We start from the raw sequence: 21,009 nt of genomic DNA, 5'->3' as shown, positions 1-21,009 counted from the left end.
CTTGCGTCGTACCGGCTCATCCCACCTGACCGGAGCGTCCCCATGACCACTCCCCTGCATGGCACCGCCAAGGCCCTGCGCCTGGCCGCCATCGGCGCCACCCTCGCCGCCCTCGGAGCGGGCTTCGCCTATGCCGCCGGCTGGATCGGCGCGCCAGGGCTGACCCCGCAGCGCATCATCGACACCTTCGAGGCTCAGGCCGGCCATTATCCCGGCTATCGGAAAAACCATGCCAAAGGCCTGTGCGTCAGCGGTTACTTCCAGGCCAGCGGGCAGGCTGCGGCGCTCTCCAGCGCCCGCGTCTTCAGCCAGGCCCAGGTGCCGGTGATCGGTCGTTTCGCCATCGGCGGCGCCAACCCCTTCGCCCCGGACACCGCCATACCGGTACGCAGCCTGGCCATCCAGTTGAGCAGCGACGACGGCCAGGTCTGGCGCACCGGCATGAACAACCCGCCGGTGCTGGCGGTGAGCACGCCCGAGGCGTTCTACCAGCAGGTGCTGGCCGGGGCGCCCGACCCGGCCACCGGCAAGCCGGACCCAGCGAAGCTGCAGGCGTTTTTCGCCAGCCACCCGGAAAGCGCGGCGTTTCGCCAGTGGGCGGCCAGCTACAAGCCCAGCGACAGCTTCGCCAGCACCGCCTACAACAGCATCAATGCCTTTCGCCTGATCGATGCCCAGGGCAACGCCCACCCGGTACGCTGGGCCCTGGAGCCGCAGACAACGTTCGCTGCCCTGCCCGCCCAGGTCGATGACCAGCAGTTCCTCCAGCACGACCTGCAGCAACGCCTGGCCCAGGGCCCGCTGCGCTGGACCCTGCGCCTGACCCTGGCCGAGCCCGGCGACCCGGTGGACGACCCTGCCCGTCCCTGGTCCGCCGAACGTCGCAGCATCGACGCCGGCACCCTGGTCGTGGAACGGGTCGACGGCCCCGAGCAAGGCGCTTGCCGCGACCTGAACTTCGATCCGCTGATCCTGCCCCACGGCATCGAACCGTCCGCCGACCCGATCCTCGCCGCCCGCTCGGCCGCCTATTCAGTGTCGTTCAACCGCCGCAGCCACGAAGCGCTGAGCGAAGGAGCCCGCCCATGACCGCCACCGCCTTCCACCCCCTGGCCCGCCTGCTGCACTGGCTGATGGCCGCGCTGATCCTGGCCATGCTGTTCATCGGCGTGAACATGGTCGGCGACCTGTCGCCACGGCATCCGCTGCTGGTCGAGCTGCACAAGGCCACAGGCCTGGCCCTGCTGGTGCTGGTGATCCTGCGTATCGCCTTGCGCCTGGCCCTGCCACACCCGGCGCTGCCCGGCGACCTGCCGCGCCTGCAACGGCTGGCCGCCGGCGCCTCGCACCTGCTGCTGTACGGCCTGATGCTGGCCATGCCGCTGCTCGGCTGGGCCATGCTCTCGGCCGGTGGCTATCCACGGCCCCTGCAACTGCCCGCCATCGCCCCCCACGACTTGCAGTTGTACGCCATACTGCGCCAGGCCCACGGCTGGGCCGGCTACCTGCTGTTCGCCACCGTGCTGCTGCACTTGGGGGCGGCGTTGGTGCATGCCCTGGTGCGCCGCGACGGCGTCTTGCGTAGCATGTGGCCAGGCCCGCTGCGCCGCAGTGAATGAGCATTGCCGGGGTCGACACATGTAAATAATTATTACTAACATTGGCGCTCATTTCGTCGAACTGCCCCGGACTGCCCCATGAACGTTGCAAAGGACCCTGCCGCCTTGACCCCGTCCAGCACCCTGGACCTGCGTCCACTGATGCTGGTGAACATGGCCTGCACCATGTCGATGATGGCCTTCGTCGCCCTGATCGGCCCCATCGCCCGCCTGCTGGGCATGGCCACCTGGCAGGCCGGCGCGGCGGTGACCGTGGCCGGCGTGGTCTGGGTGCTGCTGGCGCGGCCCTGGGGGCGCCTGGCCGACCGCTATGGCCGGCGCCGCGTACTGTTGCTGGGCAGCGGCGGCTTCACCCTGGCCTACTGGGTGCTGTGCCTGTTCATCGACGGCGCATTGCGCTGGCTGCCGGGCGCGAGCGTGGCGTTCTTCGGGCTGATGCTGGCCCGCGGCCTGATCGGCGCCTTCTATGCCGCGCTGCCGGTGGGCGGCAATGCCCTGATTGCCGACCATGTCGAGCCCCAGCGCCGGGCGCGGGCCATGGCTTCGCTGGGCGCGGCCAATGCCGTCGGCCTGGTGGTCGGCCCGGCACTGGCCGCGCTGCTGTCGCGCTACAGCCTGAGCCTGCCGTTCTATGCCATGTCGCTGCTGCCGGCCACGGCGTTCGTGGTGCTGCTGTTCAAGCTCAAGCCGCAGCCACTGGCACACGTTCATGCGCCCAATCCGGTGCGCCTGTCCGATCCACGCCTGCGCCGCCCGTTGCTGGTGGCCTTCAGCGCCATGCTGAGCATCACCGTGTCGCAGATCGCCGTCGGTTTCTTCGCCCTCGATCGCCTGCACCTGGAGGCCGGCGACGCCGCCCAGGCCGCGGGCATCGCCCTGACCTGCGTGGGCGTGGCGCTGATGCTGGCGCAGGTGTTCCTGCGCAGGCTCGAGTGGCCGCCGGCGAAAATGATCCGTGTCGGCGCCAGCATCTCCGGCCTGGGCTTCGCTGCCGCAGCGCTGGCAACCCACGCACCCTGGCTGTGGAGCGCATTCTTCGTCGCTGCGTTTGGCATGGGCTTCGTCTTCCCGGCATTCTCCGCCCTGGCGGCCAACGCCATGCACGCCAGCGAACAGGGTGCCACGGCCGGCTCGATCGGCGCCGCCCAGGGCATGGGCGCGGTGATCGGGCCGCTGGCCGGCACCCTGGTCTATGCCCTCGACCCGCGCCTGCCGTTCCTTGCCGTGGGTGCCCTGCTGTTGTTGGTGGGGCTGTGGCCGGCAGCGAGCGACCAGCGTCACTGAGACGCACAGCGCGCAAGCCTGCAGAGTGTGTTTTAATGCCTCGCCCATTATTTTTGACACCTCTGCAAACAAGGCGGCTATGGACACGGGGACACGACTCAAACTGGTGCGTGAACGCAACAACCTCTCCCAACGGGAACTGGCCCGCCGCAGCGGGCTGACCAACTCGACGATCTCGCAGATCGAGCAGAACCGGGTCAGCCCTTCGGTCAGTTCCCTCAAGAAACTGCTCGAAGGGATCCCCATGTCCCTGGCGGAGTTCTTCAGTTTCGACGAGCCGGTGCGCGAGGAACGTTACGTTTTCCGTGGCGGCGAGCAGCCCGACCTGGGCCGTAACGGCCTGCGCATGCTGCTGGTCGGTGCGAGTGTCGAAGGCCGGCAGATGCGCATGCTGCGCGAGCTGTATGCGCCGGGCGCCGATTCCGGCGAGCCGATCGTCCACGCCGAAGGCGAGGAATGCGGCCTGGTCACCCGAGGCACCATGGAGCTGTGGGTCGATGGCCAGGTCAGCGTGCTTAACGCCGGCGATGGTTACTACATCCCTACCACCCTGCCCCACACCTTCAAGAACATCGGCCCCGACGAGGCCGAGATCATCAGCGCCAATACCCCGGCGAACTTCTGATCCGCCCATGACCACCGTCGCCAGCCGTGAGGCGTACCAGTGCCTGCGTGACGCCGCCCTTGGCGTCCGATCGCTGGTAACGGTCGCCCGCCTGGCCGGCGGGCAGGTCGAGGTGCTAGTCGACGGCTGGCGCCTGAGCCTGGTGCTGGACAGCGAGGGGCTGGCCCACTGCAGCCACTGCCAGAGCCCGGATGGGCGCCAGGGCACGCTGGACGACTGGCACCGCTATGGCACCAATCCGGTGGATCACCTGAGCCTCTGGGAACGCGATCAAATAGAACGACTGTTGGTCTGATCCCCTGTAGGAGCGGCCTTGTGCCGCGAATGGGGCGCGAAGCGGCCCCAGGGTTTCAGCGTTGACGCAAAGATCGCCGGGGCCGCTTCGCGCCCCTTTCGCGGCACAAGGCCGCTCCTACAGGGGGGTGGCATGGCCAGATCGTCATGCCTGCCGGGCCAAAGCCTGCTCGACGAAATCCAGCCGGTCCTGGCCGAAGAACATCTGCCCGTCGACGAAGAATGTCGGCGCCCCGAACACGCCACGTTCGACCGCCTCCTCGGTAGCTTTGCGCAAGGCGTCCTTGACCTCGGGCCGCGCGGCCAGTTCCTGGAACATCTCGGCCTCGAAGCCTCCTGCGGCCAAGGTCTCACCCAATACCGCAGGGTCTCCCAGATTGCGCCCGTGCACGAACAGCCCTTCGAACAGCACCTTCAACAGCGCCTCGAATCGCGCTTCGGCAAACAACTGGACGCCAGTCAGCCCGCGCATCAGGTTCAGGGTGTTTACCGGAAACCCTGGCGGCAGGGTCAGGGGCACGCCACAGCGGTCGGCGTAGCGCTTGAGGTCGATGCGCATATAGCGCCCCTTGGCCGGCACCATGACCGGCGAGGCGTTGCCGGTGGCCTGGAACACCCCGCCCAGCAGAATCGGCTTGTACACCAACCGCGCCCCGTGACGCGCGCACAGGGCGGGTAGCTGGGTCGAGGCCAGGTAAGTGGCCGGGCTGCCCAGGTCCAGGAAGAACTCGACGGTCTTGCTCATGATTCGTTCCTTGTATGAGGGTGGGACTTACCAGCGCTCCATCCACGGGCGCAGGTCAAGTTCGAAGGTCCAGGCATCCCGTGGCTGGGCATGCAGGAACCAGTAGCTGTCGGCGATGTGCGCAGGGTCCAGGATGCCGTCCTGGTCCTTGAGCGCATAGCGTTCGGGGAAGCTGTCGCGGATGAACGCGGTGTCGATGGCGCCGTCGACCACCACATGGGCGACATGGATGTTGCGCGGCCCAAGCTCCCGCGCCATGCTCTGGGCCAAGGCGCGCAGGCCATGCTTGGCCCCGGCGAAGGCGGCGAAACCGGCCGCGCCGCGGGTACCGGCGGTGGCGCCGGTAAAGAGAATGGTGCCGCGCTCGCGGGTCACCATGCGCCGGGCGACCGCCTGGGCGGTGAGAAAGCCGGCGAAGCAGGCCATTTCCCAGATCTTGAAGTACTTGCGCGGGGTTTCCTCGAGGATGCTGCACGGAACATTGGCGCCGATATTGAAGACAAAGGCGTCGATCGGGCCGATATCCCGCTCGATGGTCTCGACCAGCTCGGCGACCTCTTCTTCCTTGCGCGCATCGGACCCGAAGCCATGGGCCTGGCCACCTGCGGCGCGGATCTCATCGACCAGCGGCTGCAGTTTTTCCACCTGGCGCCGGGTCACGCAGGCGACATACCCCTCGCGGGCGAAACGCTTGGCGATCTCGCCCCCGGTGGCGTCGCCCGCGCCGATCACCAGCACGACCTTTTGTTGTTCTGCCATGGACCGCTCCATTGATGAATGATCGTTTAGTAAACGAACGCTATGCTACGATCAGCCTATCGTCAAGCCCGCGCCAAGAGGTTCCGCGCATGCGCTACAGCACCGACCACAAGCAACAGACCCGCGAAAAGCTGCTGGCCAGCAGCGGCGCCCTGGCCAAGCGCGGGGGTTTCGCCGCCGCCGGCGTGGCCGGGCTGATGAAGGCCATCGGCCTGACCGGCGGCGCCTTCTACAACCATTTCCCGTCCAAGGACGACCTGTTCAGCGAGATCGTCCGCCGCGAACTGGCCAACAGCCCGTTGGCGCGTCTGGTCGAGCGTGGCACCGATCGGCCCCGGCTCAAGCGCCTGCTCGAGCAATACCTGAGCCTGGCCCACCTGCACAATGCCGAGGGCGGCTGCCCACTGCCGCCACTGGGGGTGGAGATCGCCCGCGCCGAGCGACCGGTGCGCGAACAGGCCGAACACTGGCTGGTGGAGCTGCACCAGGCGTGGAGCGAGACCCTCGACGACTCCGAGCTGGCCTGGGCCTTGCTCAGTCAGTGCGTCGGCGCACTGGTGGTGGGCCGTATGCTGGCCAGCGAGCCGGTGCAGGCGCAGGTGCTGGACGCCAGCCGCAAACTGGTCGGACGGGTCTTCGATGAGGCTCGCTAGTACGCTGCTGGGACTGCTGTTGACTCTGCCCGCCTTCGCCCAGGACAACTGCCCGGTCGGGCAATACCAGGTATGCCTGGTGGTGTGTTTCTGCGCGCCCATCGACCCCAACCAGGGCGGCCAGGTGCTGCAGGATGTCGAGCGCATGGCCAGCGGCAGCCTGGTATTCGCCCTACGCCAGGCTCGCGATGAGGCCACCGCCAGCGGCAGCCAGCCGATCCCCCTGCATGTCCGTGCCCAGCTCGAGCCCTGGTACGATTTCGCCGTGCTCGACGCGGCGCGCTACCGGGTGGGCGATGAACAGCAGATCAGCGCCGCCAACGCATTGCTGCAGAACCCGGACGTCAACGCGGTGACCCTGATCGACACCATCATTTTCCGTCGCAGCGCCGATGCCGAGGACAACGTGGCGCTGTGGGCCCATGAGCTCAAGCATGTGCAGCAGTACCAGGAACTGGGGGTGGAGGAATTCGCCAGGCGCTATACCCGGGATTACCAGGCACTGGAGGGGCCGGCCTACGAGATCGAGGCGAAAGTGGCCAAGGCGTTGCGTGAGAAGGCATCCGGCGGGCCACGCTGACTGCCGAATTACACCATCCCCCTGTAGGAGCGGCCTTGTGCCGCGAAAGGGCTGCTAAGCAGCCCCGGCAATTGATGCGTCAACGCTGAAATCCTGGGGCTGCTGCGCAGCCCTTTCGCGGCGCAAGGCCGCTCCTACACGGGGTGATGCCGGCCTGAAACCATGCGTCCGGATCGATGACGGCACCCGACCTATCATTGCGCGTGATAATAACCTTCGCTCCGTTTGATTCGTGCGCCACGCGCAAGACACTCACACTCCGCCCACTACTAATACATTGGCGGAGTTCTCCATGGATCACTCACTCAAACCCTTGCGCTTCCCCCTCGCTGCCCTGGCAGTGGTGGTGCTCAGCGCTTGCGGTCGCACCCCCGACGCCGTGCAGGCTCCCGCCGCGCCCAAGGTCAGCGTAGCCAAGGTGATCGAACAGCCGATCAACGAATGGGACGAGTTCACCGGCCGCCTCGAAGCGCCGGAAACCGTCGAGGTACGTCCACGGGTGTCCGGCCAGATCGACCAGGTGGCCTTCACCGAAGGCGCCCAGGTCAAGAAAGGCGACCTGCTGTTCCAGATCGACCCACGCCCGTTCCAGGCAGAAGTGCGCCGCCTCGAAGCCCAGCTGCAACAGGCCAAGGCCACCGCCATCCGCAGCGCCAACGAAGCCCGCCGTGGCGAGCGCCTGCGCGACAGCAACGCGATTTCTGCGGAACTGGCCGAGTCGCGCAGCAGCGCCGCCGCCGAAGCCCGCGCCGGGGTCGACGCGATCCAGGCCCAGCTCGACCTGGCCCGCCTGAACCTGAGCTTCACCCGCGTTACCGCGCCGATCAGTGGCCGCGTCAGCCGCGCCCAGTTCACCGCCGGCAACATCGTCAGCGCCGACGTCACCCCGCTGACCAGCGTGGTCTCCACCGACAAGGTGTACGCCTACTTCGACGCCGACGAGCGCGTGTACCTCAAGTACAGCCAGCTCGCCCGCGACGGCCAGCGCGGCCAGAGCACCCCGGTGTACCTGGGCCTGACCAACGAGACCGGCAACCCGCACCTGGGCCAGATGAACTTCGTCGACAACCAGGTCAACCCGCGCACCGGCACCATCCGTGGCCGCGCCGTGTTCGACAACCGCGACGGCCAGTTCACCCCGGGCCTGTACGCGCGCCTGAAGCTGGTCGGCAGCGCCCAGTACGACGCCGTGCTGATCAACGACGAAGCGGTCGGCACCGACCTTGGCAAGAAGTTCGTGCTGGTCATGGACAAGGACAACAAGGCCGCCTACCGCGCCGTGGAACTGGGACCCAAGCTCGAAGGCCTGCGCATCGTGCGCAGTGGCCTGGCCAAGGACGACCGCATCGTGGTCAAGGGCCTGCAGCGCGTGCGCCCGGGCTCGCCGGTCACCCCTGAGGAAACGCCGATGGCCAGCGAGCAGACCCTCGCCGCCCTCGCCCAGCAGCGCCAGGCCCTGGAGGCCAGCAACCCGGCGCCGAAGGTTGCCGGCGCCAATGTCAAAGTCGCCAGCGCCCAAGCGCCGCGCGGTTAAGGGACAACACCGATGAACTTTTCGAAATTCTTCATTACCCGGCCGATTTTCGCCGCGGTGCTGTCGCTGGTGCTGCTGATCGCGGGCTCGATCTCGCTGTTCCAGCTGCCGATCAGCGAATACCCCGAAGTGGTGCCGCCCACCGTGGTGGTGCGCGCCAACTTCCCCGGCGCCAACCCCAAGGTGATCGGCGAGACCGTCGCAGCGCCCTTGGAGCAGGCCATCACCGGTGTCGAGAACATGCTGTACATGTCCTCGCAGTCCACCGCCGACGGCAAGCTGACCCTGACCATCACCTTCGCCCTGGGCACCGACCTGGACAACGCCCAGGTGCAGGTGCAGAACCGCGTGACCCGTACCCAGCCCAAGCTGCCGGAAGAGGTGACGCGCATCGGCATCACCGTCGACAAGGCCTCGCCCGACCTGACCATGGTCGTGCACCTGACCTCGCCGGACAACCGCTACGACATGCTCTACCTGTCCAACTACGCCATCCTCAACATCAAGGATGAGCTGGCGCGCCTCGGTGGCGTCGGTGACGTGCAGCTGTTCGGCATGGGCGACTACTCGCTGCGGGTGTGGCTCGACCCGAACAAGACCGCTTCGCGCAACCTGACCGCCAGCGACGTGGTGGCCGCCATTCGCGAGCAGAACCGCCAGGTCGCCGCCGGCCAGCTGGGCGCCCCGCCCGCCCCGGGCTCGACCAGCTTCCAGCTGTCGATCAACACCCAGGGCCGCCTGGTCAACGAGGAAGAGTTCGAGAACATCATCATCCGTGCCGGTGCCAACGGCGAGATCACCCGCCTGAAGGACATCGCCCGGGTCGAGCTCGGCTCCAGCCAGTACGCCCTGCGCTCGCTGCTGAACAACCAGCCGGCGGTGGCCATCCCGATCTTCCAGCGCCCAGGCTCCAACGCCATCGAGATCTCCGACGAAGTGCGGGCGAAGATGGCCGAACTGAAGAAAGAGTTCCCGGAAGGCATGGACTACAGCATCGTCTATGACCCGACCGTGTTCGTTCGTGGCTCCATCGAAGCCGTGGTACACACCCTGTTCGAAGCCCTGATCCTGGTCGTGCTGGTGGTGATCCTGTTCCTGCAGACCTGGCGCGCCTCGATCATCCCGCTGATGGCCGTGCCCGTCTCGCTGATCGGCACCTTCGCGGTGATGCACCTGTTCGGCTTCTCGCTCAACGCGCTGTCGTTGTTCGGCCTGGTACTGGCCATCGGTATCGTGGTGGACGACGCCATCGTCGTGGTGGAGAACGTCGAGCGTAACATCGGCCTTGGCCTGAAACCGCTGGAAGCCACGCAGAAGGCCATGAGCGAAGTGACCGGCCCGATCATCGCCACCGCCCTGGTGCTGTGCGCCGTGTTCGTGCCCGCCGCGTTCATCTCCGGCCTCACCGGGCAGTTCTACAAGCAGTTCGCCCTGACCATCGCCATCTCCACCGTGATCTCGGCATTCAACTCGCTGACCCTGTCGCCGGCCCTGGCCGCCGTGCTGCTGAAGGACCACCACGCGCCCAAGGACCGTTTCTCGCGGTTCCTGGAAAAACTGCTGGGCAGCTGGCTGTTCGCCCCGTTCAATCGCTTCTTCGACCGCGCCAGCCATGGCTATGTCGGCGGCGTGCGCCGGGTCATCCGCTCCAGCGGCATTGCCCTGTTCGTCTATGCCGGTTTGATGGGCCTGACCTACCTGGGCTTCTCGTCCACCCCGACCGGCTTCGTCCCGGCCCAGGACAAGCAGTACCTGGTGGCCTTCGCCCAGTTGCCTGACGCCGCCAGCCTCGACCGCACCGAGGCGGTGATCAAGAAGATGAGCGAGATCGCCCTCAAGCAACCGGGTGTGGCTGATTCGGTGGCCTTCCCGGGCCTGTCGATCAACGGCTTCACCAACAGCCCGAACAGCGGCATCGTGTTCACCCCGCTCAAGCCGTTCGACGAGCGCAAGGACCCGAGCCAGTCGGCGGCGGCCATCGCGGCGGCCCTGAACGCCCAGTTCGCTGATATCCAGGACGCCTACATCGCGATCTTCCCGCCTCCACCGGTCCAAGGCCTGGGCACCATCGGCGGCTTCCGCCTGCAGATCGAGGACCGCGGCAACCTGGGCTACGAAGCGCTGTACAAAGAGACCCAGAACATCATCGCCAAGAGCCACAACGTGCCGGAACTGGCGGGCCTGTTCACCAGCTACCAGGTCAACGTGCCGCAGGTCGATGCCGCCATCGACCGGGAAAAGGCCAAGACCCACGGCGTGGCAATCAATGACATCTTCGACACCCTGCAGGTTTACCTGGGCTCGCTGTACACCAACGACTTCAACCGCTTTGGCCGCACTTACCAGGTCAACGTCCAGGCCGAGCAGCAGTTCCGCCTCGACGCCGAGCAGATCGGCCAGCTGAAGGTGCGCAACAACCTGGGCGAGATGATCCCGCTGGCGACCTTCCTCAAGGTCAGCGACACCTCCGGGCCTGACCGGGTCATGCACTACAACGGCTTCATCACCGCCGAGATCAACGGTGCCGCGGCCCCAGGCTACAGCTCCGGCCAGGCCGAGGCGGCGATCGAGAAACTGCTCAAGGAGGAACTGCCCAACGGCATGACCTTCGAATGGACCGACCTGACCTACCAGCAGATCCTCTCAGGCAACACCGCGCTGTTCGTGTTCCCGCTCTGCGTGCTGCTGGCCTTCCTGGTGCTGGCCGCCCAGTACGAGAGCTGGAGCCTGCCGCTGGCGGTGATCCTGATCGTGCCGATGACCCTGCTGTCGGCCATCACCGGGGTGATCGTCTCCGGTGGCGACAACAACATCTTCACCCAGATCGGCTTGATCGTACTGGTGGGCCTGGCGTGCAAGAACGCGATCCTGATTGTCGAGTTCGCCAAGGATGAACAGGCCAAGGGCCTCGACCCGCTGGCTGCGGTACTGGAAGCCTGCCGCCTGCGTCTGCGGCCGATCCTGATGACCTCGATCGCCTTCATCATGGGCGTGGTGCCGCTGGTGTTCAGCTCCGGCGCCGGTTCCGAGATGCGTCACGCCATGGGTGTGGCGGTGTTCTCGGGAATGATCGGGGTGACCGTGTTCGGCCTGTTCCTGACCCCGGTGTTCTTCTTCCTGATCCGCCGTTTCGTCGAGCGTCGCCAGGCCCGCAAGGCCGAGCACGCAGTGGCGCTGGAGAACCATGCATGAAGTTGCTCAAACCCCTGACCCCGAGCCTGCTGGCACTGGCCCTGGCGGCCTGCGCGGTGGGTCCGGACTACAAGGCCCCGCTGACCGAACCGGCCAAGCTGGACGCCGGCCTTGAAGCCAAAGCCTATGACCGCAGCCGCTTCGAGAGCGTGTGGTGGAAACAGTTCGACGACCCGGTGCTGAACCAGTTGGTGCAGGCATCGCTGGACGGCAACCGCGACCTGCGCGTGGCGTTCGCCCGCCTGAAAGCGGCGCGGTCGATTCGCGAGGACGTGTCCAACGACCAGATCCCCGTGGTCACCAGCCGCGCCAGCAGCGACCTGGGCAAGGGCCAGGTGCCCGGCCAGACCGAGCGCCGGGTCAACAGCGAGCGCTATGACCTGGGCCTGGACATGGCCTGGGAGCTCGACCTGTTCGGCCGCATCCAGCGCCAGATCGAAGCCAGCGAAGCGCAGGAAGCGGCCGCCGAAGCCGACCTGCAGCAGCTGCAGGTCAGCCTGATCGCCGAGCTGGTCGACGCCTACGGCCAGTTGCGTGGCGCCCAGTTGCGCGAGCAGATCGCCGTGGCCAACCTGAAGACCCAGCAGCAGTCGCGGGACATCACCGTGACCCTGCGCGACACCGGGGTCGGCAACGAGCTCGACGTGGTCCGCGCCGACGCCCGCCTGGCGGGTGTCGAAGCCACCGTGCCACAGCTGCAGGCCGAACAGGTGCGGGCGAAGAACCGCATCGCCACCCTGCTCGGCCAGCGCCCGGACGCCCTGAGCGTGGACCTTGCGCCCAAGGCCTTGCCGGCCATCGCCAAGGCCTTGCCGGTGGGCGACCCCGGCGAGCTGCTGCGCCGCCGCCCGGACATCCGCAGCGCAGAGCGCCAGCTGGCCGCGGCCACGGCCAACGTCGGCGTGGCCACCGCCGACCTGTTCCCACGGGTCAGCTTGAGCGGCTTCCTCGGCTTCACCGCCGCGCGCGGCTCGCAGATCGGCTCCTCGGCTGCCAATGCCTGGGCGCTGGGCCCGAGCATCACCTGGGCAGCCTTCGACCTGGGCAGCGTGCGCGCCCGCCTGCGCGGCGCCAAGGCCGATGCCGAGGGTGCCCTGGCCAACTACGAACAGCAGGTGCTGCTGGCCCTGGAGGAATCCTCCAATGCCTTCAGCGACTACGGCAAGCGCCAACAGCGCCTGCTGGCGCTGATGCGCCAGAGCGACGCCAGCCGCAAGGCGGCGGAACTGGCCTCGGTGCGCTACCGCGAAGGTACGGTGGACTACCTGGTGCTGCTCGACGCCGAGCGCGAACGCCTGAGCGCCGAAGACGCCCAGGCCCAGGGCGAGGTCGAGCTGTACAGCGGCATCGTCGCGATCTACAAGGCGCTGGGCGGCGGCTGGCAACCCGACGTGGTGGCCAGCTCGCGCTGATCGCCCCCTGATGTGAAGACTCCTTTGGTTGGTTCCTCCCCCAACCGTTTGCCCCGAAGGCCTTGGTCTTCGGGGCTTTTTTATGCTGCTCCAAAGGCCCTGCACGCCCCTCTGTAGGAGCGGCCTTGTGCCGCGAAAGGGCTGCGTAGCAGCCCCGGCGATTGATGTGTCAACGCTGAACCCCTGGGGCCGCTACGCAGCCTTTTCGCGGCACAAGGCCGCTCCTACAGGGGAAACGGTCAACGTGCGTGCCACATCTGGACAGCCCGTCAAAAAGCAACCTCCCTGGCCCGCGCAATCGCCGCCTGTATCGCCCCCCGCGCCTGCGGGCTGTTCTTCCAGCAACTGCTGCCCACCAGCCCGGCCGCCTCGCTGACGATCTGCAGGGCATCGGCCCCGGCCAGTCGTGCCAGCGAGTCATAACCCAACTGCTCGAGCCGCTGCACCACGGTCGGCCCCACGCCCTTGACCGCCAGCAATACCGCCCGCTCATCCGCGCTGAATGCCATCTTCACCTCCCTGTGCCGCCATGGCTTTGCAAGTCCCGCGAATAATGGCATATATCGTGATCTGCCCGCCCACCTTCCCCAGGAGACTTCCCATGCTCGGCGTGACCGACTACGGCGCTTTCGTGATCGCGTTCCTCATCCTCCTGGCGATCCCCGGCCCCGGCAACTTCGCCCTGATCACCGCCACCGGCAAGGGCGGCATCAAGGGCGGCCTGGCCGCCACCTTCGGGGTGATCCTCGGCGACCAGGTGCTGATGTGGCTGGCGGTGGCCGGCGTCGCCACCCTGCTGGCCACCTACCCGGCCGCCTTCCATGTGGTGCAGTGGGCCGGCGCCGCCTACCTGGCCTGGCTCGGCCTGCGCATGGTGCTGAGCAAGCCCGGCGGTGCGCCGCGCGACAGCGGCATGGCCAGCGGCCGCTACCTGCGCCAGACCATGATGATCACCCTGCTCAACCCCAAGGCGATCATGTTCTACATGGCGTTCTTCCCGCTGTTCATCGACCCGGTGCGCCACCAGGGCGTGGTGACCTTCGCCTTCATGGCGCTGACCGTGGCCGGCCTGACCCTGCTCTACGGCCTGGTGGCGGTGCTGCTCACCCACCGCCTGGCCGAGCGCATGCGCGCCAGCCCGCGCATCGCCAACCTGCTCGAACGCCTGGCCGGCGCCTGCCTGGTGGGCTTTGGTATCAAGCTGGCGGCGATGCGCTGAGGCTCAGGCGTCGCGCAACAGGTCGTGGGCGTCGAGCAGGCGGAAGGCCACCTGCGGATTGCGCTCCAGCCCACGACGGATGGCGGCGGGAATCGACTGGCGGGTTTTGCGGCACAGCCCTGTCTGCGCCGCAAGCTCGATGACGATGCCGCGCATGGTGCGCACTTCGTTGAAGCCCGGGGCGATATACACGCGGATGCCCAGTTGTTCGTAGAGGCGCGCTTGCAGGCGCTGCAGGTCCTCCAGATCCTTGAGGTTTTCCAGGCGTTCGACCAGGCGCTTCTCCTCCTCGCGGGTGAGCAGCAGGATGCGTCGCTCGGGGCCGTCGGCCAGGCGTTCGCGGCCGCAGTCGCAGGCGCCCGGTGGACAAGGATGGCGTTGGGGAGGCAGGTTGGTCATGGGGCAAGGATAGTCGCTACTCGACGACTGCAGGAAGAGGCCGCGACCTCTCCTGACTATCCTCCCGCCAGCAAACTCCGGTCGAACATGAACGCCCCGCTCCCCTGTGGGGTATGTCGGTACAGTTGCTGTGGCCGCCCCAGCCTGGGCTGGTTCTTCTCTCCGGTGTCCTGCACCCAACCTTCGCTCTTCATGCGCTCCAGACGTTTGCGCATTGAGGTGTTGTTGACCGGCTGTCCCAGGCACGCCTGCGCGGCGGCCAGGGCGTCCAGCACGGTGAAGCGCTCGGGTGCCAGATACAACGGTAGGTTGGTGTACACGGCCTTGGCCGCCAGCCGTTCATAGGCGCGCTCGACCAGCAGGCGATGATCGAACGGCAACGGCGGCTCATTATCCAGGACGCCTTGCAGATCGAAGAAGGCAATCTGCTGATCCTCGACCACGACCGCAGGGTCGAGTAACGCCAGGTAGTAAGTACTCAATGTCCAGCCCCGTGGGTCGCGGGAAGCATTGCCCTCGGTGCCGACCTGCTCCAGGTGGCGCGGGCGCACCTTGGCCTTTTCCGAGAGAGCCCGGCAGGCGGCGACATCCAGATTGTTGTCCGCAGTACTGCCATTGACGATGACGCCCGGCAAGGCCCACTGGCCCTTGTAGGGCTCGCGCTCGCGCGGGGACAGCAACACCTCCAGGCGCTGGCTGTGTGGCGACAGGCGCAGGGTGACGATATCGACACTGGCCAGGACTTCAGCTGTGCTCACGGAACGGTTCCTTAATCAACGTCCGCCTATATTCCACCAGGGCGATTAAATAGAGCAAGTCTGAACCCCTGGATAAAATAATCTTGACACACTTAATTCACCAGGTGAAATATATAGCCATTCCAGCCGAGGAGCTTCCTCCGATGAAAATCGCCAGTTTCGATGTCGACGCGCAGAACGGCTTCACCACCAACGCCCCCCATGAGCTGCCGGTGCCCGACGGCCACCTGATCGCCCCCGCGCTCAACACCATGGCCCAACGCGCCTCGCTGCGCCTGGGCAGCAAGGACGCCCACCCGGCCAACGCCGCCTGGGTGGTCGCCGAGCCGGGCCAGATGCTGCAACCACTGACCTTGGCCAATGCCGACCTGACCTGGGTCAGCCACTGCGTCCCCGGCACGCCGGGGTTCGAGCTGCTGCCCGGCCTGCCCGCCCCCATCGACTACGACTACTTCGTCTGGAAAGGCGTAGAACCCGACCTGCACCCCTACGGCGCCTGCTACCACGACCTGGCCGAGCGCCGCTCCACCGGCGTCATCGAGTTCCTCAAGGTGCAACAGGCGCAGGCGATCATTGTCGGCGGGCTGGCACTGGACTACTGCGTGCGCACCACCGCCTTGCAACTGCGCCGCGCCGGCTTCGAGGTACTGCTGTACCTGCCGGCCTGCCGTGCCCTGAGCGCGGAAGGCGCACAGGCGGCCTGCGCCGAAATGACCCGTGCCGGCATCCACCTGTGCGCCGACGAACAGGCCCTCGACATCCAACTCGTTCAACTCAAGGAGGCCCGCCCATGAGCGACAGCGTCTTCGGCCCACGGATCATCCAGAACCTGTTGGACACCGACTTCTACAAGATCACCATGATGCAGGCGGTGTTGCACAACTACCCCAACGCCGAGGTGGAATGGGAATTTCGCTGCCGCAACGACGAGGACCTGGCGGCCTACCTCGCCGAGATCCGCTATCAGGTCGAGCAGTTGGCCGATGTCTCGATCACCCATGACCAGCTGGCCTATCTGGAGAAGATCCCGTTCATCAAGCCGGACTTCATCCGCTTCCTCAGCCTGTTCCGCTTCAACCTGCGCTATGTGCAGGTCGGCCTGGACGATGCCGGGCAACTGGCGATCCGCGTGCGTGGCCCGTGGCTGCATGTGATCCTGTTCGAGATTCCGTTGCTGGCGATCATCAGCGAGGTACGCAACCGCTACCGCTATCGCGAAGTGCTGATCGAACAGGTCGGTGAGCGCCTGTACCAGAAACTCGACTGGCTCAGGGCAGAAGCCAGCGACGACGAGCTGGCCGGTCTGCAACTGGCCGATTTCGGTACCCGCCGGCGATTCTCCTACCGGGTGCAGGAAGAAGTGGTGCATATCCTCAAGCGTGATTTTCCCGGGCGTTTCGTCGGTACCAGCAACGTGCACCTGGCCCGCGAATACCAGGTCAAACCCCTAGGCACCATGGCCCATGAGTGGTTCATGGCCCACCAGCAGCTCGGTCCGCGCCTGGTCGACAGCCAGGTCGCCGCACTGGAATGCTGGGTACGTGAATACCGTGGACAATTGGGCATCGCCCTGACCGACTGCATCGGCATGGATGCGTTCATGCACGACTTCGACCTGTACTTCGCCAAGCTGTTCGATGGCCTACGCCATGACTCGGGCGATCCGCTGGCCTGGGCCGAGAAAGCCATCGCCCACTATGAGCAGCTGGGGATCGACCCGAAGGGCAAGACGCTGATCTTTTCCGATGGACTGGATTTCCAGAAGATGCTTGAGCTGTACCGTGCGTTGAATGACAGGATCCATGTCAGCTTCGGCATTGGTACCAACCTCACCTGCGATATCCCCGGGGTAAAGCCGATGAACATGGTGATCAAGATGACCGCCTGCAACGGCGCGCCGGTGGCGAAGATCTCCGACAGCCCGGGCAAGACCCAGTGCCGGGACGAGAATTTCGTGGCGTACCTGCGGCATGTGTTCAAGGTGAGGTGACCTTCGTGGGAGCGGGCTTGACCCGCGATGCCTTACCGGCCCTGATCGCGGGGCAAGCCCGCTCCCACAAAGCCCCCTCCTACAAGGCCACTCCCACGATCGCCAGCCAGGCTTTTTCACCCGCCCCCTCGTTGCCACGCACATTTGCTTGTATGGTGTTGTCCAAGAAGGATGTTTTACCCGCACAGGAAAGACCAGATGCCCCAACGCAATGTCATCAACGCCTCCGTCAGCCCCAAGGGCAGCCTGGAGACGCTGTCGCAACGTGAAGTCCAGCAACTGAGCGAAGTCGGTACCGGCAGCCTCTACACCCTGTTCCGCCAGTGCGCCCTGGCCATCCTCAACACCGGCGCCCATGTCGACAACGCCAAGACCATCCTCGAGGCCTACAAGGACTTCGAGGTACGCATCCACCAGCAGGACCGCGGCGTGCGCCTTGAACTGCTCAACGCCCCGGCCGACGCCTTCGTCGACGGCGAAATGATCGCCAGCACCCGCGAGATGCTGTTCAGCGCCCTGCGCGACATCGTCTACACCGAGAGCGAGCTGGCCAGCCAGCGCATCGACCTGGAAAGCTCGCAAGGCCTCACCGACTACGTCTTCCACCTGCTGCGCAACGCCCGCACCCTGCGCCCGGGCGTCGAGCCGAAGTTGGTGGTGTGCTGGGGTGGGCACTCGATCAGCAGCGAGGAATACCAGTACACCAAGAAGGTCGGCCACGAGCTGGGCCTGCGCAAGCTGGATGTCTGCACCGGCTGCGGCCCGGGCGTGATGAAGGGGCCGATGAAGGGCGCCACCATTGCCCATGCCAAGCAGCGCATGCACGGCAGTCGCTACCTGGGCCTGACCGAGCCGGGCATCATCGCCGCCGAGGCGCCCAACCCGATCGTCAACGAACTGGTGATCCTGCCGGACATCGAGAAGCGCCTGGAGGCCTTCGTCCGCGTCGGCCACGGCATCATCATCTTCCCCGGCGGCGCCGGCACCGCCGAGGAGTTCCTGTACCTGCTCGGCATTCTCATGCACCCGGACAACCAGGACTTGCCGTTCCCGGTCGTGCTCACCGGGCCGCGCAGCGCCGAAGCCTTCCTGCAGCAGTTGCACGCCTTCGTCGGCGCCACCCTCGGCGAGGCCGCCCAGCGTCACTACCAGATCATCATCGACGATCCGGCCGAAGTGGCCCGGCAGATGGTCGAGGGGCTCAAGGTGGTCAAGCAGTTCCGCCGTGAACGTAACGACGCGTTCCACTTCAACTGGCTGCTGAAGATCGACGAGGGCTTCCAGCACCCGTTCGACCCGACCCACGAGAACATGGCCAACCTGGCCCTGCGCCGCGAACTGCCGCCCCACGAATTGGCGGCCAACCTGCGCCGGGCGTTCTCCGGGATCGTCGCCGGCAACGTCAAGGACAAGGGCATCCGCCTGATCGAAGAGCACGGGCCGTACCAGATCCGCGGCGACGCGGCGATCCTCGACCCGCTCGGGCGCCTGCTGCAGGCGTTCGTCGACCAGCACCGCATGAAGCTGCCCGGTGGGGCGGCGTATGTGCCGTGCTATGAGGTGGTGGCTTGAGGTAGCCGCTGCAATGGAGCAAAAAGTCATGCTGTGATTTAGCTGGGGCAGCGTGGGAGCGGGCTGGCCCCGCGATCACCGGCAAAGCCGGTGCCATCTATCGCATCGCGGGGCAAGCCCGCTCCCACGCTGATAAATGTTGCAACGCTGTTCCCTGCGCAACAGCTTAGCCAGATGGGCTGGGCAGTTTCCTGATGGGGATACGGCCAGCAACATCCTGCAGACATTTCCTGCGCCAAGCAGTGAACCTGCCTACAAAAAAACGGTCTTTCGCTGACGGTCAATCCACCCGACCGGATCGCCGGCCCAGTCATCGGGCCTTCATTCGTCCTGTTTCAGCGAAGACCAGCATGCCAGACATCCAGCCCGCTTCCCCTGCCCTCACCGCCCTGCGCGGCGGCCTGATCGCCGCCCTGATCGCCCTTGCCGTTCCGGCCCACGCCGAAGAGCCGGCCAGCGATGCGCGCTGGGTCAGCGACAGCCTGAGCACCTACGTGCGCAGCGGTCCCACCGATGGCCACCGCATAGTCGGCACGCTCAAGTCCGGGCAGAAGGTCAGCCTGGTGACCAGCCAGGGCAACTACAGCCAGGTGCGCGGACAGAGCGGCGACCTGGTGTGGATCCTCAGCAACGACCTGCAGGCCGTGCCCGGCCAGAACGAGCGCCTGCCGCAGCTCGACGCCCAGGTGGCCGAGTTGTCCGGCCAGTTGAAGAACATCGACGACAGCTGGAAGAACCGCGTGCAGGGCATGCAGGAGACCCTCGACTCGCGCAAAGCGCTGATCGACGAGCTGGAAAGCCGTAACAAGGCGCTCAACGAGCAACTGGCGCAGAGCCAGTCGACCCTGCGCGACACCCAGGCGCGCCTGGGTGACGAGAACAAGCAGGTGATGATGCGCTACATGGTCTACGGCGGCAGCATCGCCGGGGCCGGGCTGCTGGCGGGGTTGATCCTGCCGGCGCTGACCCGCGGCCGTAAACGCAACGACCGCTGGTTCTGAGTGAGGGGCCAGGGGCAAGGTCGTGCAGACCCGTTGCCCCCGGCCACCGCTCAGGGCTCCTGGATACCCGTGGTATCGCCGATCAACGACTCGGCCTTCAGTACCGGCGGCGCCTGCTTGCGCAGTTGCGCCACCTGCCCCGCCTCCACCGCCGGTGCCTGGTTGCCCCAGCTGCCGCGGATGAAGTTGACCACATCGGCCACCTGCTGGTCCGACAGCCGCCAGCCGAAGCCCGGCATGCTGAAGGTCGAGGGCGCCGTCGCCGTGGCCGGCAGGGTCGCGCCCTCCAGCACAATATGGATCAACGAGGTGGCATCCTCGCCCTGCACCACCGGGTTGCCGGCCAGCGCCGGGAACACCCGGGCGTAGCCCTTGCCGTCGGTGCGGTGGCAGGCGCCGCAGTTGTCGACGTAGAGCGCCGCGCCGGTCTTGCCATCATTGCCCTGCCACAGCGCCTGGGCGACGGCAGGGTCCTCGTGGAACGGCTTGTCGTCCGGGTTCACCGGCGGCAGGGTCTTGAGGTAACGGGCGATGGCGGTCAGGTCGGCATCGCTCATGTACTGCATGCTGTGCTCGACCACATCGCTCATGCCGCCGAACACTGCGGTGCGCTCGTTGCGCCCGGTCTTGAGGAAGGCGACGATCTGCGCCTCGTCCCAGCTGCCCAGGCCATCCTTGTGGTCACCGCGCAGGCTCTTGGCGATCCAGCCTTCAAGGGGCGCGCTGCCGGACAGGAACGCCGCGCCGTCGCCGGCATCCAGGGCTTTTTCCTGCATGGTCAGCGCCCTCGGCGTGTGGCACGCGCCACAGTGCCCCAACCCTTCGACCAGGTAGGCGCCGCGCGCCACCACCGGATCGCGCCCGGCGGCTTCGAACGGCTTGACCGGCGGCGCGAACAACCCGCGCCAGAACGCCAGCGGCCAGCGCATGCTCAGCGGCCAGGGAATGTCGCTGTCCTTGTTCTGCTGCTCCACCGGCTGCACGCCGTGCATGAAGTAGGCGTAGAGCGCCTGCATGTCCTGGTCGCTGACCCGGGCATAGGACGGGTACGGCATGGCCGGATACAGCGTGCTGCCATCCTTGCCGATACCCTGGCGCACGGCACGCTCGAAGTCCTCGTAGCTGTACTGGCCGATGCCGCTCGCATGGGGCGTGATATTGGTCGAGTACAGGGTGCCGATGGGCGTTTCCATGGGCAGCCCGCCGGCGAACGGCTTGCCGCCCTTGGCGGTGTGACAGGCCACGCAGTCGCCGGCGCGGGCCAGGTATTCGCCTTGCCTGACCTGCGCCGGGTCCACCGCGTCGGCGGCCTGCAGCAAGGTGCTGGCGCCCAGGCCCAGCATGGCGATGAGCAGTGTCTTCATGTTGGCCTT

General features: G+C 66.5%; 21 protein-coding genes. 15 read left to right on the top strand and 6 right to left on the bottom strand.

Annotated elements, in window-relative coordinates; translation table 11 throughout:
• The first annotated feature begins 42 nt into the window (after positions 1-42).
• The 5 genes from ACZ899_RS04300 (at position 43) to ACZ899_RS04280 (ending at position 3,823) form a co-directional block, all read left to right on the top strand.
• Positions 43-1,089, top strand: a complete 1,047-nt coding sequence (locus ACZ899_RS04300) for a catalase family peroxidase (RefSeq protein ID WP_234560912.1) — start codon at positions 43-45, stop codon at positions 1,087-1,089.
• A complete protein-coding gene (locus tag ACZ899_RS04295; protein WP_232856135.1) occupies positions 1,086-1,619 on the top strand; it encodes a cytochrome b in 534 nt (177 codons plus the stop codon). The genes ACZ899_RS04300 and ACZ899_RS04295 overlap by 4 nt, the downstream gene beginning before the upstream one ends.
• A 78-nt stretch (positions 1,620-1,697) precedes the next feature.
• Positions 1,698-2,903: an MFS transporter gene (locus ACZ899_RS04290; RefSeq protein WP_203652457.1), complete on the top strand. Its 1,206-nt coding sequence runs from the start codon at positions 1,698-1,700 to the stop codon at positions 2,901-2,903.
• A gap of 79 nt (positions 2,904-2,982) precedes the next feature.
• Entirely contained in the window at positions 2,983-3,528 is a 546-nt protein-coding gene (locus ACZ899_RS04285) for a cupin domain-containing protein (protein ID WP_050705832.1), read from the top strand.
• 7 nt (positions 3,529-3,535) lie between these two features.
• Positions 3,536-3,823: a DUF7693 family protein gene (locus ACZ899_RS04280; protein ID WP_203652456.1), complete on the top strand. Its 288-nt coding sequence runs from the start codon at positions 3,536-3,538 to the stop codon at positions 3,821-3,823.
• A 144-nt stretch (positions 3,824-3,967) separates the two neighbouring features.
• On the opposite strand, the gene ACZ899_RS04275 is transcribed toward ACZ899_RS04280, so the two are convergent.
• The gene (locus ACZ899_RS04275; protein WP_234560911.1) at positions 3,968-4,567 is read right to left on the bottom strand and encodes a 2-hydroxychromene-2-carboxylate isomerase; all 600 of its coding nucleotides are present in this window, start codon (positions 4,565-4,567) and stop codon (positions 3,968-3,970) included.
• Between the two features lie 27 nt (positions 4,568-4,594).
• Complete coding sequence (locus tag ACZ899_RS04270) at positions 4,595-5,326, bottom strand: SDR family oxidoreductase (RefSeq protein ID WP_234560910.1); 732 nt, start codon at positions 5,324-5,326, stop codon at positions 4,595-4,597.
• Positions 5,327-5,415: 89 nt separating this feature from the next.
• On the opposite strand from ACZ899_RS04270, the gene ACZ899_RS04265 reads away from it, so the two are divergent.
• The 5 genes from ACZ899_RS04265 to ACZ899_RS04245 all read left to right on the top strand — a co-directional run bounded on the left by ACZ899_RS04265 (position 5,416) and on the right by ACZ899_RS04245 (position 12,697).
• The gene (locus ACZ899_RS04265; RefSeq protein WP_234560909.1) at positions 5,416-5,979 is read left to right on the top strand and encodes a TetR/AcrR family transcriptional regulator; all 564 of its coding nucleotides are present in this window, start codon (positions 5,416-5,418) and stop codon (positions 5,977-5,979) included.
• Complete coding sequence (locus tag ACZ899_RS04260; RefSeq protein ID WP_234560908.1) at positions 5,966-6,559, top strand: eCIS core domain-containing protein; 594 nt, start codon at positions 5,966-5,968, stop codon at positions 6,557-6,559. Before ACZ899_RS04265 ends, ACZ899_RS04260 begins: the two co-directional genes overlap by 14 nt.
• Before the next feature lie 292 nt (positions 6,560-6,851).
• Positions 6,852-8,093, top strand: coding sequence for a multidrug efflux RND transporter periplasmic adaptor subunit MexE (gene mexE / locus ACZ899_RS04255; RefSeq protein ID WP_203652452.1), 1,242 nt, complete (start codon positions 6,852-6,854; stop codon positions 8,091-8,093).
• Between the two features lie 12 nt (positions 8,094-8,105).
• On the top strand, positions 8,106-11,285 hold the full coding sequence (locus tag ACZ899_RS04250) for an efflux RND transporter permease subunit (RefSeq protein WP_050705839.1): 3,180 nt from the start codon (positions 8,106-8,108) through the stop codon (positions 11,283-11,285).
• On the top strand, positions 11,282-12,697 hold the full coding sequence (locus ACZ899_RS04245; RefSeq protein ID WP_234560907.1) for an efflux transporter outer membrane subunit: 1,416 nt from the start codon (positions 11,282-11,284) through the stop codon (positions 12,695-12,697). The genes ACZ899_RS04250 and ACZ899_RS04245 overlap by 4 nt, the downstream gene beginning before the upstream one ends.
• A 269-nt stretch (positions 12,698-12,966) precedes the next feature.
• On the opposite strand, the gene ACZ899_RS04240 is transcribed toward ACZ899_RS04245, so the two are convergent.
• Positions 12,967-13,206, bottom strand: coding sequence for a helix-hairpin-helix domain-containing protein (locus ACZ899_RS04240; protein WP_110738643.1), 240 nt, complete (start codon positions 13,204-13,206; stop codon positions 12,967-12,969).
• 92 nt (positions 13,207-13,298) lie between these two features.
• On the opposite strand from ACZ899_RS04240, the gene ACZ899_RS04235 reads away from it, so the two are divergent.
• Entirely contained in the window at positions 13,299-13,916 is a 618-nt protein-coding gene (locus tag ACZ899_RS04235) for a LysE family transporter (RefSeq protein ID WP_186732241.1), read from the top strand.
• A 3-nt stretch (positions 13,917-13,919) separates the two neighbouring features.
• On the opposite strand, the gene ACZ899_RS04230 is transcribed toward ACZ899_RS04235, so the two are convergent.
• Both ACZ899_RS04230 and ACZ899_RS04225 read right to left on the bottom strand, forming a co-directional pair.
• On the bottom strand, positions 13,920-14,315 hold the full coding sequence (locus ACZ899_RS04230; RefSeq protein WP_203652447.1) for a hypothetical protein: 396 nt from the start codon (positions 14,313-14,315) through the stop codon (positions 13,920-13,922).
• 56 nt (positions 14,316-14,371) lie between these two features.
• Positions 14,372-15,073, bottom strand: a complete 702-nt coding sequence (locus ACZ899_RS04225) for an NUDIX hydrolase (RefSeq protein WP_234560906.1) — start codon at positions 15,071-15,073, stop codon at positions 14,372-14,374.
• 143 nt (positions 15,074-15,216) lie between these two features.
• On the opposite strand from ACZ899_RS04225, the gene ACZ899_RS04220 reads away from it, so the two are divergent.
• The 4 genes from ACZ899_RS04220 (at position 15,217) to ACZ899_RS04205 (ending at position 19,636) form a co-directional block, all read left to right on the top strand.
• A complete protein-coding gene (locus ACZ899_RS04220; protein WP_234560905.1) occupies positions 15,217-15,867 on the top strand; it encodes a nicotinamidase in 651 nt (216 codons plus the stop codon).
• Entirely contained in the window at positions 15,864-17,063 is a 1,200-nt protein-coding gene (gene pncB, locus ACZ899_RS04215) for a nicotinate phosphoribosyltransferase (RefSeq protein WP_234560904.1), read from the top strand. The genes ACZ899_RS04220 and pncB overlap by 4 nt, the downstream gene beginning before the upstream one ends.
• A gap of 198 nt (positions 17,064-17,261) precedes the next feature.
• A complete protein-coding gene (gene ppnN / locus ACZ899_RS04210) occupies positions 17,262-18,635 on the top strand; it encodes a nucleotide 5'-monophosphate nucleosidase PpnN (protein ID WP_203652441.1) in 1,374 nt (457 codons plus the stop codon).
• Positions 18,636-18,985: 350 nt separating this feature from the next.
• A complete protein-coding gene (locus tag ACZ899_RS04205; protein WP_234560903.1) occupies positions 18,986-19,636 on the top strand; it encodes a TIGR04211 family SH3 domain-containing protein in 651 nt (216 codons plus the stop codon).
• A 50-nt stretch (positions 19,637-19,686) separates the two neighbouring features.
• On the opposite strand, the gene ACZ899_RS04200 is transcribed toward ACZ899_RS04205, so the two are convergent.
• Positions 19,687-21,000, bottom strand: coding sequence for a cytochrome c (locus ACZ899_RS04200; protein ID WP_234560902.1), 1,314 nt, complete (start codon positions 20,998-21,000; stop codon positions 19,687-19,689).
• Positions 21,001-21,009 lie beyond the last annotated feature (9 nt).

The sequence above is a fragment of the Pseudomonas sp. TE31087 genome, assembly GCF_057284075.1.
This window is presented reverse-complemented; position numbering and strand designations above follow the sequence as displayed.

What these genes read in the sequence shown, in the direction of transcription:
- ACZ899_RS04300 (WP_234560912.1), top strand. Translation starts at nt 43, where the DNA reads ATGACCACTCCCCTGCATGGCACCGCCAAGGCCCTGCGCCTGGCCGCC.
- ACZ899_RS04295 (WP_232856135.1), top strand. Translation starts at nt 1,086, where the DNA reads ATGACCGCCACCGCCTTCCACCCCCTGGCCCGCCTGCTGCACTGGCTG.
- ACZ899_RS04290 (WP_203652457.1), top strand. Translation starts at nt 1,698, where the DNA reads ATGAACGTTGCAAAGGACCCTGCCGCCTTGACCCCGTCCAGCACCCTG.
- ACZ899_RS04285 (WP_050705832.1), top strand. Translation starts at nt 2,983, where the DNA reads ATGGACACGGGGACACGACTCAAACTGGTGCGTGAACGCAACAACCTC.
- ACZ899_RS04280 (WP_203652456.1), top strand. Translation starts at nt 3,536, where the DNA reads ATGACCACCGTCGCCAGCCGTGAGGCGTACCAGTGCCTGCGTGACGCC.
- ACZ899_RS04275 (WP_234560911.1), bottom strand. Translation starts at nt 4,567, where the DNA reads ATGAGCAAGACCGTCGAGTTCTTCCTGGACCTGGGCAGCCCGGCCACT.
- ACZ899_RS04270 (WP_234560910.1), bottom strand. Translation starts at nt 5,326, where the DNA reads ATGGCAGAACAACAAAAGGTCGTGCTGGTGATCGGCGCGGGCGACGCC.
- ACZ899_RS04265 (WP_234560909.1), top strand. Translation starts at nt 5,416, where the DNA reads ATGCGCTACAGCACCGACCACAAGCAACAGACCCGCGAAAAGCTGCTG.
- ACZ899_RS04260 (WP_234560908.1), top strand. Translation starts at nt 5,966, where the DNA reads ATGAGGCTCGCTAGTACGCTGCTGGGACTGCTGTTGACTCTGCCCGCC.
- mexE (WP_203652452.1), top strand. Translation starts at nt 6,852, where the DNA reads ATGGATCACTCACTCAAACCCTTGCGCTTCCCCCTCGCTGCCCTGGCA.
- ACZ899_RS04250 (WP_050705839.1), top strand. Translation starts at nt 8,106, where the DNA reads ATGAACTTTTCGAAATTCTTCATTACCCGGCCGATTTTCGCCGCGGTG.
- ACZ899_RS04245 (WP_234560907.1), top strand. Translation starts at nt 11,282, where the DNA reads ATGAAGTTGCTCAAACCCCTGACCCCGAGCCTGCTGGCACTGGCCCTG.
- ACZ899_RS04240 (WP_110738643.1), bottom strand. Translation starts at nt 13,206, where the DNA reads ATGGCATTCAGCGCGGATGAGCGGGCGGTATTGCTGGCGGTCAAGGGC.
- ACZ899_RS04235 (WP_186732241.1), top strand. Translation starts at nt 13,299, where the DNA reads ATGCTCGGCGTGACCGACTACGGCGCTTTCGTGATCGCGTTCCTCATC.
- ACZ899_RS04230 (WP_203652447.1), bottom strand. Translation starts at nt 14,315, where the DNA reads ATGACCAACCTGCCTCCCCAACGCCATCCTTGTCCACCGGGCGCCTGC.
- ACZ899_RS04220 (WP_234560905.1), top strand. Translation starts at nt 15,217, where the DNA reads ATGAAAATCGCCAGTTTCGATGTCGACGCGCAGAACGGCTTCACCACC.
- pncB (WP_234560904.1), top strand. Translation starts at nt 15,864, where the DNA reads ATGAGCGACAGCGTCTTCGGCCCACGGATCATCCAGAACCTGTTGGAC.
- ppnN (WP_203652441.1), top strand. Translation starts at nt 17,262, where the DNA reads ATGCCCCAACGCAATGTCATCAACGCCTCCGTCAGCCCCAAGGGCAGC.
- ACZ899_RS04205 (WP_234560903.1), top strand. Translation starts at nt 18,986, where the DNA reads ATGCCAGACATCCAGCCCGCTTCCCCTGCCCTCACCGCCCTGCGCGGC.
- ACZ899_RS04200 (WP_234560902.1), bottom strand. Translation starts at nt 21,000, where the DNA reads ATGAAGACACTGCTCATCGCCATGCTGGGCCTGGGCGCCAGCACCTTG.